General features: G+C 63.2%; 14 protein-coding genes. 10 read left to right on the forward strand and 4 right to left on the reverse strand.

The genetic code is table 11. The features are described 5' to 3' along the window. Positions 1-3: 3 nt before the first annotated feature. On the reverse strand, positions 4-1,440 hold the full coding sequence (gene pyk / locus SMD10_RS14525; protein ID WP_331686424.1) for a pyruvate kinase: 1,437 nt from the start codon (positions 1,438-1,440) through the stop codon (positions 4-6). Beyond that, the gene (locus SMD10_RS14530; protein ID WP_331686425.1) at positions 1,437-1,901 is read right to left on the reverse strand and encodes a DUF1036 domain-containing protein; all 465 of its coding nucleotides are present in this window, start codon (positions 1,899-1,901) and stop codon (positions 1,437-1,439) included. Before SMD10_RS14530 ends, pyk begins: the two co-directional genes overlap by 4 nt. Positions 1,902-1,990: 89 nt before the next feature. Between SMD10_RS14530 and SMD10_RS14535 the strand changes: the two genes are divergently transcribed. The 5 genes from SMD10_RS14535 to SMD10_RS14555 all read left to right on the forward strand — a co-directional run bounded on the left by SMD10_RS14535 (position 1,991) and on the right by SMD10_RS14555 (position 4,113). After that, complete coding sequence (locus tag SMD10_RS14535; protein ID WP_331686426.1) at positions 1,991-2,194, forward strand: hypothetical protein; 204 nt, start codon at positions 1,991-1,993, stop codon at positions 2,192-2,194. Beyond that, positions 2,194-2,448: a DUF2312 domain-containing protein gene (locus SMD10_RS14540; protein ID WP_331686427.1), complete on the forward strand. Its 255-nt coding sequence runs from the start codon at positions 2,194-2,196 to the stop codon at positions 2,446-2,448. Before SMD10_RS14535 ends, SMD10_RS14540 begins: the two co-directional genes overlap by 1 nt. Positions 2,449-2,511: 63 nt before the next feature. Continuing rightward, positions 2,512-2,934, forward strand: coding sequence for a hypothetical protein (locus SMD10_RS14545; protein ID WP_331686428.1), 423 nt, complete (start codon positions 2,512-2,514; stop codon positions 2,932-2,934). Positions 2,935-3,004: 70 nt separating this feature from the next. Next, a complete protein-coding gene (locus SMD10_RS14550) occupies positions 3,005-3,520 on the forward strand; it encodes a copper chaperone PCu(A)C (RefSeq protein ID WP_331686429.1) in 516 nt (171 codons plus the stop codon). Further along, on the forward strand, positions 3,520-4,113 hold the full coding sequence (locus tag SMD10_RS14555) for an SCO family protein (RefSeq protein WP_331686430.1): 594 nt from the start codon (positions 3,520-3,522) through the stop codon (positions 4,111-4,113). The genes SMD10_RS14550 and SMD10_RS14555 overlap by 1 nt, the downstream gene beginning before the upstream one ends. A gap of 109 nt (positions 4,114-4,222) precedes the next feature. Here the strand turns inward: SMD10_RS14555 and SMD10_RS14560 are convergent, their stop codons facing one another. Both SMD10_RS14560 and SMD10_RS14565 read right to left on the reverse strand, forming a co-directional pair. Then, positions 4,223-4,648: a Ros/MucR family transcriptional regulator gene (locus SMD10_RS14560; RefSeq protein WP_331686431.1), complete on the reverse strand. Its 426-nt coding sequence runs from the start codon at positions 4,646-4,648 to the stop codon at positions 4,223-4,225. An 814-nt stretch (positions 4,649-5,462) separates the two neighbouring features. After that, positions 5,463-7,205: a peptidoglycan L,D-endopeptidase MepK gene (locus SMD10_RS14565; protein ID WP_331686432.1), complete on the reverse strand. Its 1,743-nt coding sequence runs from the start codon at positions 7,203-7,205 to the stop codon at positions 5,463-5,465. A 529-nt stretch (positions 7,206-7,734) separates the two neighbouring features. Here SMD10_RS14565 and SMD10_RS14570 point away from each other — a divergent pair. The 5 genes from SMD10_RS14570 to hemH all read left to right on the forward strand — a co-directional run bounded on the left by SMD10_RS14570 (position 7,735) and on the right by hemH (position 13,467). Next, the gene (locus SMD10_RS14570) at positions 7,735-9,585 is read left to right on the forward strand and encodes a M3 family oligoendopeptidase (protein WP_432757247.1); all 1,851 of its coding nucleotides are present in this window, start codon (positions 7,735-7,737) and stop codon (positions 9,583-9,585) included. A gap of 153 nt (positions 9,586-9,738) precedes the next feature. Continuing rightward, positions 9,739-11,184 (forward strand): homospermidine synthase, encoded by a 1,446-nt coding sequence (locus tag SMD10_RS14575; protein WP_331686433.1) that lies wholly within the window; start codon positions 9,739-9,741, stop codon positions 11,182-11,184. Positions 11,185-11,301: 117 nt separating this feature from the next. Continuing rightward, the gene (locus SMD10_RS14580) at positions 11,302-11,757 is read left to right on the forward strand and encodes a nuclear transport factor 2-like protein (RefSeq protein WP_331686434.1); all 456 of its coding nucleotides are present in this window, start codon (positions 11,302-11,304) and stop codon (positions 11,755-11,757) included. Between the two features lie 83 nt (positions 11,758-11,840). Beyond that, a complete protein-coding gene (locus tag SMD10_RS14585; RefSeq protein ID WP_331686435.1) occupies positions 11,841-12,212 on the forward strand; it encodes an Omp10 family outer membrane lipoprotein in 372 nt (123 codons plus the stop codon). A 193-nt stretch (positions 12,213-12,405) separates the two neighbouring features. Next, the gene (hemH, locus tag SMD10_RS14590) at positions 12,406-13,467 is read left to right on the forward strand and encodes a ferrochelatase (protein ID WP_331686436.1); all 1,062 of its coding nucleotides are present in this window, start codon (positions 12,406-12,408) and stop codon (positions 13,465-13,467) included. Positions 13,468-13,766 lie beyond the last annotated feature (299 nt).

Consider the following 13,766-nt stretch of genomic DNA (forward strand, 5'->3'; position numbering starts at 1 on the left):
CGGTCAGATGGTCGGGCCGTCGGCCCCGATATGCGCGATCCGCAGCATGTTGGTGGCACCCGGCTTGCGCAGCGGCACACCGGCCGTGATGATGATCCGGTCGCCGGCCTGGGCAAAGCCTTCTTCCGTGGCGATGCGGCAGGCGCGCGACACCATGTCGTCGAGGTCGCGGGCATCCTCGGTGACGACGCAATGGATGCCCCACACCAGCGACAGGCGCCGCGCCGTGGCCAGTACCGGAGAAATGCCGATGATGGGCAGCTGCGGGCGTTCGCGCGCCATCCTGAGGCCCGTTGTGCCGGTGGCGGTGTAGGTGACGATGGCCGTCGGCATCAGCGTTTCGGAGATTTCGCGTGCCGCCAGCGAGATCGCGTCAGCCTCCGTCGCCAAGGGCGATGGGCGCTGAGCGAAGACGATGCCCGGATAGAGCGGATCGCGCTCGATCTTCTTGGCGATCGCATCCATCATCGAGACGGCCTCGACGGGATATTCGCCCGCCGCTGATTCAGCCGAGAGCATGACCGCGTCGGCGCCTTCGTAGACGGCGGTGGAGACGTCGGAGACCTCGGCGCGCGTCGGCACCGGGGCACTGATCATCGATTCCAGCATCTGCGTGGCGACGACCACGGGCTTACCGGCGCGACGCGCGGCGCGGGTGATGCGCTTCTGGATGCCCGGCACCTCCTCCAGCGGCATTTCCACGCCGAGATCGCCGCGCGCCACCATGATGGCGTCGGACAGCGAGATGATCTCGTCGAGATGGCGGACCGCCTGCGGTTTCTCGATCTTCGACAGGATCGGGATCCGCCCTTCGACGATCTTTCGCACGTCGATCAGGTCCTCCGGACGCTGCACGAAGGACAGCGCCAGCCAGTCGATCTCCTCCGTGAGGAGCAGGGCATCGAGGTCGGCACGGTCCTTGTCGGTCAGCGGGCCCGACCGCAGGATCGTGTCCGGCAGGCTGACGCCCTTGCGGTTGGAGATCTTGTTGCCCGCCACGACGCGGCAGCGGATGTGATGACCATCCGATTCCAGCGCCTGAAGCTGCAGCCGTCCGTCGTCGATCAGCAGGCGATGGCCGGGCTGCACGGCCTCCAGGATCTCCGGATGGGGCAGATGCACGCGGGTCGTATCACCCGGTGCCGGATTGTCGTCGAGGGTGAACTCCTGTCCGACGGAGACTTCGACGGCGGTATCGGTGAAGGTGCCGACGCGCAGCTTCGGCCCCTGCAAGTCGGCGAGAATGCCGATGGGGCGCCCCACCTCCTTTTCGACATTGCGGATCCGTCGCACCAGCTCGCGCATCAGGTCGTGGCTGGCATGGCTCATATTGATCCGAAAGACGTCCGCGCCCGCCTCGTGCAGCTTGCGGATCATCGTTTCATCGGACGACGCGGGACCCAGGGTGGCGAGGATCTTGACGCGGCGGGTTCTTCTCATGGAGTTCCGGTTCCTTCACGCGGGGCTTCGGTCAGCTGAACCATCCAGCTGCCTTGTTCGCCGGTGTCGTACTCACGGAATCCGATTTCCTGGAAACCGCGGGCAAAACAGTCTTCGACGCCGACGATTTTGAATTCGTTTTCGGCGATGCACATATCGATGTCGCCGGCCCAGCGCCCTCGTCCCTCCGCGTCTTCCGCGTAGAGATAGTAGAAGCGCGAGGACAGCGGTCCCTCGATGATCGACTTGCAGGTGGTGGCGGGAATGCGCCACCAACCTTCCGTCGTCCAGCCGGCTTCGGCACGATAGCCGATGGCGACCCCGACGAGCGTCTGGGTGCCATTGCAAACTCGGAAATCGGCGCGGGCGGCGGTCGCACCGAAGGACAGCGCGAAGACGAAGAACGCAAAGACCACGGCACCGACTGCTGTTCCGCGCCGCCGCAATGATCGGACGAGCATAGAAACCTCAAATACGAATGTCAGCCGAATCGCTGCTAATTGAACGTAGCGAGCGAGCCTGTCAACGATGTGACCATCCGAGCACGGGCATGGAGATCGCCTTGACGGGGTCGGCGGCCGGCGGCAAAAGCCGGTTCCGGCATTTTGGTAACACTTTCTTTGCCACGCCGGTTTCTGCTAGGAGCGCTCGGATTTTTCCGATTCGCTCTTCAGGAATGAAGAGCATCTGGCGCCGGACTGCCCGCGACCGCAAGGGCGAAGGCGCCGTTCTCAATTTTGACGAGGAGCAGTGATGAGTGAAGCCGGCCCCGACGGTACCGTTGCCGCCGACGAACTGAGGCAGTTCATCGAGCGAATCGAACGTCTCGAGGAAGAAAAGAAAACCATCGCCGACGACATCAAGGACGTCTACGGCGAGGCCAAGGCTCGTGGCTACGATTCCAAGGCGATGCGCAGGATCGTGTCCTTGCGCAAGCAGGACCAGAACGAGCGCCAGGAGCAGGAGGCGATCCTCGACCTCTACATGCAGGCGCTGGGAATGGTGTGAAGCGGCCGCAGCGCCGAACTCTTTGCTGGTGACAACGCCTGAAAATCCCGGCTAATAGGATTTATGGATATTTTCAGGCAGCTTTTTCGGGACCGGTCGGCGGCGCTTGCCGCCGTCGTGCTGCTCTCGCAGGTGCTGCTGCTTCAGGGGTTCACCACGGCCATCCTTTGCTGTCAGCAGGCCGTCGGCGTGGCCGGCGACGGGATCGTGATCTGCCACGCCGATCCCGACCTGGCTGACGCGGCGAATTCCGCTTCGCCGCGCCAAGACCTGCCGGCAGGCTGCTGCCTCGACTGCATCTGCGGCATGACCTGCGCCGCGCACGCGACGCTGTTCGCGGCGATCCCTCCGCTCAACGACATCGGCGACGCCTGGACGGTCGCGCTCGCACAGCCACGGCCTGGATCGGACGAGCGTCCGGTCCAGCGGCCGCGTCTGGCCGGCCTGGTTCCGGTTCCCCGCGGACCGCCCCTCTCCTTCATCTGACGCCCAGACCACGATCGCCGCTGGCCATCTCGGCCCGAGCGGCGTCCTCTGCACGCCTATGGAGAAGACAATGAACCTCATCAAAACGCTCGTGCCCGCCGCCGCCATGATGCTCGCCAGTTTCGGCGACGCTCTGGCCCACAGCTATACGGCCGGCGAATTGCACATCGAGCACCCGTGGGCTCGCGCGACGCCACCCGCCGCCAAGGTCGGAGGCGCCTATCTGACGATCCAGAACCACGGCGACAGCGCCGATCGCCTGGTCGGGGGATCGAGCCCGATCGCCGAGCGGGTCGAGATCCACACGATGGAGGTGGTCGACGGCATCATGAAGATGCACGAGCTGGAGAACGGCCTGGAGATCCCCGCCGGCGGCGAGGCCAAGCTGGCACCGGGCAGCTATCACATGATGATGATCGGCCTGAGCGAGCCACTCAAGGACGGTGAGCGGGTGCCGCTGACGCTGACCTTCGAAAAGGCCGGCTCGGTGGATGTCGAACTGGCCGTCGAAGCCCTTGGCGCCAAGGCCCCGAGCGGCGAAATGGGCGGCCATGACCACGACATGGGTGACGCCGGAGCCATGTGATGCGAACGCGCACCGGCATCATTCTCGCGGGGGCCGCCGTCCCGGTCCTCGTCGGCGCCGTCATAATGGTGATGAGTGCCTGGACGGAGGCCGACGAGAGCATCGGCGGCCCCTTCACCATGACCAGCGACCTCGGGCAGACCGTGACCGAGGCCGACCTCAAGGGCAAGCCGAGCGTCATCTATTTCGGCTTCACCAGTTGCCCGGAGGTCTGCCCGACGACGCTCAACGAGCTCGCTCTGCTGATGAGCGAACTCGGCGACGACGCCGACAAGCTGAATTACGTCATGGTTTCGGTCGATCCCGAGCAGGATACGGTCGAGCTCCTGCACGACTATCTCGGGATTTTCGACGAGCGCATCCGCGGCTTCGTCGGGACGCCGGAGCAGCTGCGCCAAATGGCGGACGGCTACCGGGTCTATTATCAGAAAGTCCCCACCGAGTACGGCTACACCATGGACCACACGGCGACCGTCTATCTGATGGACGCCGACACGCACTTCTTCGGCACGATCAGCTACCAGGAGGATCACGACACGGCGCTGGGAAAGCTCAAGCGTCTGATCGAATCCAACTCAGGCTGGTTCAGCTGAGCGTGGTCTCGCCATCGCAAGGCCGACAAAAAAGCCCGGGGCGCTTCGCCCCGGGCAAATCTTTTTGAGAATGGCCCCGGCCACTCTCCGTAAAATGATGCAGCTGGTCTCAGCGGCCGCGACGGCGCTTGTGGCCCAGGCCCATCTGCTTGGCCAGCCGCGAGCGGGCCGCCGCATAGTTCGGCGCGACCATCGGGTAGTCGGCCGGCAGCTCCCACTTTTCGCGGTATTCTTCAGGCGACAGATTATAATGCGTCATCAGGTGGCGCTTCAGCGACTTGAACTTCTTTCCGTCCTCGAGACAGATGATGTAGTCATCGTGCACCGACTTGCGCACCGGCACGGCCGGCTTCGGCTTTTCGATCTGCGGCGGCTGGGGCGCGGCAGTGGTGCGGCCGAGAGCGCCGTAAACATCGGCGATCAGCCCCGGCAGATCGGACACTGGCAGCGAATTGTTGCTGACATAGGCAGCAACCACCTCCGCCGTCAGTTCCATCAGCATTTCATTGTTATCAGCGCTTTCGACCTGATCCATCGTTCCACCTTAAACGCGGAATTAACCGGCGGACGTCCCAGGATAAACAATTTAATGCATCCGAACGTCGACCGCCGTACCGCCTAGATTTAATCCTTACTGGCAGAATCGACGAGCCAGAGGCGCCGCCATTCCTGCTGTAGCTCGGTATTGATAGATCGATACTTAATGTCAAGCTCTTTCTTTACAAGTCCAAGCTTTATGCACCAACGCCGTAAATCGAATATCGGCTAAATACCATGTGTTGGTAGGCTCAATGCACTTCTCGACCTTGAAATCCAGGCCTTGCAGGGCTCAGCCGACAGCTGCAGAGGCGCAAGCTGTTCGAACTTAGAAGCTTTTAACTTTCAGATGGAAATTTCGAAGGAAGCTGTAAGGCTCCACCACTAAATTTCAACTGAAGCGTGTTTCAATTAGTTAGGCTGGCGAATAGTGCGGCATGTTGTCTCACGATTTGGACGCTGCCGAAACGATCGATTCATTGCCGTTCCGAAACTCGCCGGACGAGCATATCTGTCGCAATAAATTATATTAACGAGTAATTACTTTTGAGGGAATGACTTAGCTGCAACGCGCGACGGTTGCGGCTGTCGAAGTCCGGCAGGATCAGGCGACAGGTCTATAATACAGCCCTTTCACGCTCGTCCAGCCGGGGTCTCCGATTTCGTCCGGATGCCTCTGGTTGACAGTCCATCAACGAAAAGCGAACGCCGTCGATGGACCGGCCAAGGAGCGGCGAAGATCTCCGCCACTCTCCTTCGCTGCCTCGGCCACCAGTCAGACGACCCTGCAACGATTTATATCATCGCAATCCTCAGTTGAACTTGACCACAGGGAGGAAATGAACCGCCGATCCCGAGAACCGATCCGATGCGCCGGTGTCGGCGGCGGACGAGAAGCCGACCGTAAGCACCGTAGAGGGAAGCCTGCGGAGAAGGCCATCGGCCTTCGGCTTGCGTCCCATCGCCTGGGTGGCCCGCTGATCGGGCGCCGTGACGAGTGAAGCAAGCTGGACCTGCGCTCCCAGAACCTGGCTCGGCTCCTGCGTCCGGGGCTCGGGTTCGGTCCGCGCGATGGCACGCGGCAACCGGCCGGTCTTGCCTTCCGGCACCGCGGCAGGCTGCCGGAGCTGTTCGGTCACGCGGGCTTCGGGCAAGGGCGCCGAGGCCGGAACGACGAGCTGATCCGTTGCCGTCTTGGCCTTCGGAGCGGCGGCAAGCGCCGCCATCACCGTCGGTCCGCTGCGCGCTGGCGCGCCGACCGCCACAACGGAACCGGTGTCCGCTTCTGCGGGCTTGGCGACGTCGGCGACGGAGGCCGTGATCAATTGTTCGAGCGTGGTCGCCGACCCAGGTTCGGCTTCGGCTTCCAGAACCGCATCGAATCCGGGGCGATGGCTCGGCATCGGAACGAAGGCCAGGGGGGCGACGGCGGCGGAATCCGCTGCCTCGCTTTCCTGCTCCAAGGATGCCACGAGCGTGGCGACGTCGTCCGGTCCCTGATCGGCCATCGGCTCCTGCTCTTCCAGGGTATCCAACAGACGCTGCGGCGCGCGGCTCGGCACCGGCACCAGGCGGGGATCGAGCGAGGCCATCCGGGTCTCTTCGGCCGGCGTGACCAGCGGCTGGCCGCGATCGAAGGTATCGGCCATGGCCAGCGCGACACCCGTCGACTGCAAGGCTGCGGGCTTGTCGGTGGGCACCACCGCGGCCACCTGGACCGCTGCGGGCTTCTTCGCGACAACGGCGGCGGTCGCGGTGACAGGCGCCGCCGCGACCTCGGCATCATCCTCTTCCTCGTCCCGACCGCCGCCGAAGAGAGCCGCCAGCAGCGACTTGCCGCCGCCGCTTTCGCGGCTGGCGACCTGGATGGCGCTCGCGCCGCCGCGTTGCTTGTAAGCGGCCAAGGCCTGCTGATAACCCGGCATCGGCTTGCCGTCCGAGGGCACATGGAGGGTCTTGCCGTTCGGGAAGACGGCGGCGAGTTCCTTCCGGCTGATGCCGGGCCAATGGCGCACGCCGCCGGTGTCCATATGGACGAAGGGAGAGCCCGACTTCGGATAGTAGCCGACGCCGCCGACCTCCAGCTTCAGGCCGATGTCGCGCAATTTCTTCAGAGGAACGTCGGGCAGATAGAAGTCCAGCGCCTTGCCGAGCGTATGCTGGCTCTTCTTGGCCACCCCGGAGGAGCGAGAGCGCAGCATCTCGTTGGTGGCTGGAGCGCGGTAGCCGCAGATGACGTTAATGTAGGCCTTGGACCCGGAGACCTGATAGGCCTCCCAGACCAGATCCAAAAGATGCGGGTCCATCTTCACGGGCTCCTTGCGGCGCCAGTCCCGCAGGATCCAGTTGATCTTTTTCAGGCCATCCGGGAGATATCGCCCGTCCTTCTTGTAGGCGATCTCGGCCTTCTCGTGCGTGTGCAGATGATAAAATTTCAGCGTCCGCGTTTCAGCCCGGGCGGCCGCGGATCCCATCGACGTCACGAAAGCGGCAGCCATGACAACGCAAGCGAGCCGCCGCGTCGCGCGGCCGACGAAATCGGTCGATTCGAGCATACGTCGCAGTCCCCTCGGTTTCGGGTTCGGCTTGCTGTCCCCCAGCCCTAACCCTACAGAGCGATGGTTAATGATCTTTAAGTTGGATAAAACTGCGGCATCAAGATGACAATTCTTGCCGAAAAGTGACTGAGGACAAAAACAGTTAACGGGATGCTATCGCAGATTTCCGCGCTCACGGCCATCCATTTGCCCAGCACATCGGTCCCTCCTCCGCCATCGGCGACAAAAATCCTAGGTTTTTCAATATCTTAAAAGGTGAATTTTGAAGCCCGCGCACCGAACGGGACGTTTGACGAGAAGAAATGCCGTTGCGCATCTTTCGGTCTGGTCTCATGCCTTTGCCGCGCCAGATTGTCGTTTCACCTGCGGAGTTGGCCGCCTGATCTCCGTCGTCCGAGGAACGGCGTCGTGCCGGACGGTCGATAATTTGTCCCGGCGCCGCATTCTTCGCTCAATCGGCGTGTCTTGCGGAGCACCATTCGTGCCGAGTCGAGATCCGCACGTTAGACCACAACGAACACGATAGATGAGACATCAGATCATGCCCTCCACCCGTCTTCATTCTCCGGCGACCGCAACGGAAGGCGCGGCGTCCGGCCCGCTGCCGGAGTGGAATCTCGACGATCTCTATCCGGCGATGGACAGCCCTCGGCTGAAGGCCGATCTGGCGACCGCCAGCGAGGAGGCCTCGGCCTTTCAGACGCGATGGCGCGGCCATCTCGCGACCGAGGCGGAAAAGGTCGGCGGCGGCCGGCTTGCCGATGCGATCCACGGTTTCGAGGCCATCGAGGAGCGGCTGGGTCGGCTGATTTCCTATGCCGGGCTGATCTATTCCGGCGACACCAGCGATCCGGTGCGCGCCAAGTTCTACGGCGACATTCAGGCGAACGTCACCGACATCAGTGCGCGGCTTCTGTTCTTTCCGCTGGAGCTCAACCGCATCGCCGATGCCGCGGTCGATCGCGCGATGCGGGAAAACGGCGATTTGGCCCACTACGGGCCGTGGATCGTCGATCTGAGGCGCGACAAACCCTTTCAGCTCGAGGACCGCGTCGAGGAGCTGTTCCACGAGAAGTCGATCACCGGAGCCGGCGCCTGGAACCGGCTGTTCGACGAGACCATGACGGCGTTGCGCTTCACCATCGATGGCGAGGAGCTGACGCTGGAGCAGACGCTCGACCGGCTGCAGGATCCCGACCGCGAACGGCGGCGGGTGGCGGCCCAGGAACTGGCTCGGGTGTTCGGCGCCAACCTGCGCACGTTCACGCTGATCACCAACACGCTCGCCAAGGACAAGGAGATTTCCGACCGCTGGCGCGGCTTCGAGGACGTCGCCGACTCGCGCCACCTAGCCAATCGCGTCGAGCGCCCGGTGGTGGACGCACTGACCGAGGCGGTGGTGGCGGCCTATCCACGCATCTCGCACCGCTACTACGCCATGAAGGCGAAATGGCTGGGGCTGGACGCGCTGGAATATTGGGACCGCAACGCGCCGCTACCCGAGACGGTGCGCCGCGACATCCCCTGGGACGAGGCCAGGGCCACGGTGCTGTCGGCCTATTCCGGCTTCTCGCCGGAGATGGCCGGCATCGCCGAGCGCTTCTTCGACCGCAGTTGGATCGACGCGGCGGTGCGGCCGGGCAAGTCGCCCGGAGCCTTCGCCCATCCCACGGTGCCCTCGGTGCATCCGTATGTGCTGCTCAACTACATGGGCAAGCCGCGCGACGTCATGACGCTGGCTCATGAGCTGGGCCATGGCGTTCACCAGGTTCTGGCCGGTCCGCAGGGCGCGCTGATGTCGCAGACGCCGCTGACCTTGGCCGAGACGGCCTCGGTGTTCGGCGAGATGCTGACCTTCCGCTCGCTGCTCGATCAGGCCAGGACGCCGCTGGAACGCCGGACGCTGCTCGCCTCCAAGGTCGAGGACATGATCAACACCGTGGTGCGGCAGATCGCCTTCTACCGGTTCGAGCGCGAGCTCCACCAGGAACGGCGCTCCGGCGAGCTCACCGCCGAGCGGATCGGCGAGATCTGGATGGCGATCCAGGCCGAGAGCCTCGGTCCGGCGATCAACCTCGCGCCGGGGTACGAGACCTACTGGACCTATATCCCCCACTTCATCCACTCGCCGTTCTACGTCTATGCCTACGCGTTCGGCGACTGCTTGGTGAACTCCCTCTATGCGGTCTATCAGAACTCGGCCGAGGGTTTTCAGCAGAAATACTTCGACATGCTGAAGGCCGGCGGTACCAAGCATCATTCGGAGCTGCTCGCGCCTTTCGGCCTGGATGCCGCCGATCCCGCCTTCTGGAGCAAGGGGCTCTCGGTCATCGCCGGTTTCATCGATGAATTGGAGGCCGCCGACGCCCGAAGCTGAGGCGACCCGGCTTTGTTTCGAGGGCCGAGAGGCGGTGGCGTGCGTTCCACCGCCTCCCGGCCCTCTTTCCTTCCGCTGCGAACTCGTCTAGCCCGCTCCCCAGCACAAGCTCACCGCCGAGAGCGTCGAAGAGAGTAAAGGAAACATCCCCCGATGGCCCAAGATTCCTACCCGGTTCATGGCAAGATCACCGGCCCGATCGTCATGATCGGCTTCGGCTCGATCGGCAGCGGCACGCTGCCCCTCATCGAGCGCCATTTCGAGTACGACAAGTCGCGCTTCACTGTCGTCGACCCGGTCGACACGCATAAGAACCTGCTCGACGAGCGCGGCATCCGCTTCGTCCAGGAAGCCGTGACGCGCAAGAATTACGAGAGCCTGCTTACGCCCCTCCTCACCGAGGGCGAGGGCCAGGGCTTCTGCGTCAACCTGTCGGTCGACACGTCGTCGCTGGATCTGATGCGGCTCTGCCGGCAGCTCGGCGTGCTCTATATCGACACCGTCAACGAACCCTGGCTTGGCTTCTATTTCGACGAGTCGATGTCCAATGCCGACCGCACCAACTATGCGCTGCGCGAGATGACGCGCAAGGAGAAGCGCAAGAACCCGGGCGGCACCACTGCGGTCTCGTGCTGCGGCGCCAATCCGGGCATGGTGTCCTGGTTCGTCAAGCAGGCGCTGGTCGATGTCGCCAAGGAGATCGGCCTGAAGTTCGATGAGCCGGCCGCCGACGACCGCGCTGGCTGGGCCAAGCTGATGAAGAAGGCCGGCGTCAAGGGCATTCACATCGCCGAGCGCGACACCCAGACCGCCAAGGAGCCGAAGCCCCTCGGCACGTTCTGGAACACCTGGTCGGTCGAGGGCTTCCTGTCGGAGGGCATGCAGCCGGCCGAGCTCGGCTGGGGCACCCATGAAAAGTGGATGCCGAAGAACGCCAAATCGCACAAGAAGGGCTGCCAGGCGGCGATCTATCTCGAGCAGCCGGGCGCCAACACCCGCGTGCGCACATGGTGCCCGACGCCGGGTGCCCAATACGGATTCCTCGTCACCCACAACGAGTCGATTTCGATCGCCGACTTCTTCACCGTGACGAACAAGGATGACGAGGTTACCTACCGGCCGACCTGCCACTACGCCTACCATCCCTGCAACGACGCAGTGCTGTCGCTGCACGAGCTGTTCGGCGCGGCCGGCAAGATCCAGGCCGAGCATCACGTTCTGGACGAGAACGAACTGACCGGCGGCATCGACGAGCTCGGCGTGCTGCTCTACGGCCACGACAAGAACGCCTACTGGTATGGCTCGCAGCTGTCGCTGGAGGAGACTCAGCGGATCGCGCCCTATCAGAACGCCACCGGTCTGCAGGTCACCTCGGCGGTGCTCGCCGGCATGGTCTGGGCGCTGGAGAACCCGGAAGCCGGCATCGTCGAGGCCGACGAGATCGACTACAAGCGCTGCCTCGAGGTCCAGCTCCCCTACCTCGGACCGGTGAAGGGCTACTTCACCGATTGGACGCCGCTCCAGGATCGGCCGGGACTTTTCCCGGAAGATTTGGACCAGAAAGATCCTTGGCAGTTCAAGAATATCCTTGTTCGCTGACGAAAACTGTGCATGACGCTCATCCTGACTAAGAATCGCGCAATTCGCTGTTGGCGACAGGCCGTTGTCCCCTAGAATTGATCCAGGGTCGCAAACGCGGCTCGCGACGAGGTCAGGATGAGCGAGATCATAGAAGACGAGACTGCAAAGAAACGAGCTATCTTAAAGGAAGTTCTGGATGCCGTCCTGGCAGGCAAGGGGATGTCGCTTTCGCGGCATTTCGCCCCGGGCGCCGTGTTCACAAGTCGTAGTAATGCCAGCCTAATCGATGCCCCGTGGTTCGCTCGGATGGAGGGCGAGTACCGATTTAGCGGTGAAGAGGAAGCCAAGTCGTTTTTGGACGAATTACTTCGCAGGGCGAATTATATTTCCTACGAATTGCGCGGCAGCATCATCGAGCAGGACGAGGCCGCCAGCCGCTGTGACTGGACCAAACGGGACGAGCGCGACGGCTCGCTGGTCACCGGCACCACGATGTGGTGGTTCACCTTCACCAGCGACTGCCGCATCCGGTCGATCGAGAGCATCGGCTCGATTCATTCGGTGGTTCCGGCGCTCGACCGACGGGTGTGAGACATCATGCGCCCGTGACATGCGAGGTTCAGCACACAGATAAAAAGCGCTATAGATTCGACTGGTCCCACCGGAGTTCCGCCATGCGTCTTCTTCCCCTCGCCCTCGTTCTCCCTCTTGGCGTCCTGATCGCCGGGTGCCAGATGTCCCAGCCGCGGGTCATCGACGCCACCATCGCGCCTCGCCCGCAAGGCGTGGAGGGCCGCTGGGCCGCCACCGGCGGCGCCGTGGCCTATACCGCAAACTTCGGCGGCGGACGCTTTACCTCCGTGGAGGATAGAACCGGTGCACTGCTGGCGGAGGGAACCTATCGCATCATCGGCCCCGGCCAAGTCAGGATCGATTATACGCGTCCTTCTACAGGAGAGCAGATCGCCGCGAACTGTAATCAGCGGGGTGATCGAATGAGTTGCGCAGCCTCGACCGGCGCTTCATTCGGCCTGGTTAGGATATGATCCGTCACGGTGGTCGGCGGTAGCGGCGGCGCCGCGGCCTGAAACTGCCTGACGGTCGCGGCGCACCCGCCGATGGGTAGGCTCGGATGGTACCGAGCCGCAGCTATGACCGGTCTTGTGAGGCCCGGCGAGCGGCAAAGAACCACGCGGCGCCCGGCGCAGTGCCGGTGGACGACGATTCCAGGGATTCGATATGACTGCACAGACCAAGACGGTGGCCGAACGCGCAATCGGCCCCTTGCCGCAAGGCCATCCGGCCGTGCAACAGCCGAAGGTGGGCGTCCTCCTGGTCAATCTCGGCACGCCGGACGGCACCGACTATGCCCCGATGCGCCGCTATCTGCGCGAATTCCTGTCCGACCGCCGGGTCATCGAGTGGCCGCGCGCCGTCTGGTATCCGATCCTGCATGGCATCGTGCTCAACACCCGGCCGAAGAAGTCCGGCGCGGCCTACGATCTGATCTGGAACAAGGAGCGCAACGAGTCGCCGCTTCGTACCTTCACCCGATCGCAGGGCGAAAAGCTGGCCGAGCGGCTGGCCGGCCATGCCGAGATCGCGGTCGACTGGGCCATGCGCTACGGCAAGCCGCCGGTCAGCGAGCGCGTCGACGCGCTCATCGCTCGAGGCTGCGACCGCATCCTGTGCTTTCCTCTCTATCCGCAATACTCGGCCTCGACCACGGCGACCGTCAACGACGTGTTCTTCGCCCATCTGATGTCGAAGCGCTGGATGCCGGCCGCGCGCACCGTGCCGCCCTATCATGACGAACCGGTCTATATCGATGCCCTAGCGCGTTCGATCGAGACGCATCTGGCGAACCTCGACTTCGAGCCGGAAAAGGTGATCGCCTCCTATCACGGCATCCCGCAGAGCTATTTTCGCAAGGGCGATCCCTATCACTGCCATTGTCAGAAGACCTCGCGCCTGTTGAACGAGCGCCTGGGCTGGCCCGAGGGCCGACTGCTCACCACCTTCCAGTCCCGCTTCGGGCCGGAGGAATGGCTGCAACCCTATACCGACAAGACGGTCGAGGCCCTGGCGAAGGAGGGCGTCAAGCGCCTCGCGGTCTTCAACCCGGGCTTCGTGTCGGACTGCCTGGAGACCCTGGAAGAAATCGCCGGCCAGAACGCTGAGATCTTCCATCACAACGGTGGCGAGCATTTCTCCCATATCCCCTGTCTCAATGATTCCGACGGCGGCATGGACGTGATCGAGGCAATGGTGCGCCGGGAACTGAAGGGCTGGGTCGACTAAGCCCCGTTGGTGGTTGACGAAAATCCATCAACGGCTTCAACCATTATGGTCGAATTGGTGAATTGGGCTGTGATGCCCTTGAATCGATTTCTGAGCTGGCGCGCTCGGAGATGACACGCCGCGCCGATTGAACTAGAGCGGGATGGCTATAGGCGGAATCGGGCTGGGATTCCCTGGGGGCTGGAAATGTGATTCACCATACGGGCTGGAGTTGGAGGCCAGCACGGATGGCGCGACCCTATTCGATGGATTTGCGAGCTCGGGTGGTTTCGGCGGTGCTGGAGGGCGGTCTGTCGCGC

Origin of the sequence: Consotaella aegiceratis (assembly GCF_036541425.1) — a bacterium.
GTDB lineage: Bacteria > Pseudomonadota > Alphaproteobacteria > Rhizobiales > Rhizobiaceae > Consotaella > Consotaella aegiceratis.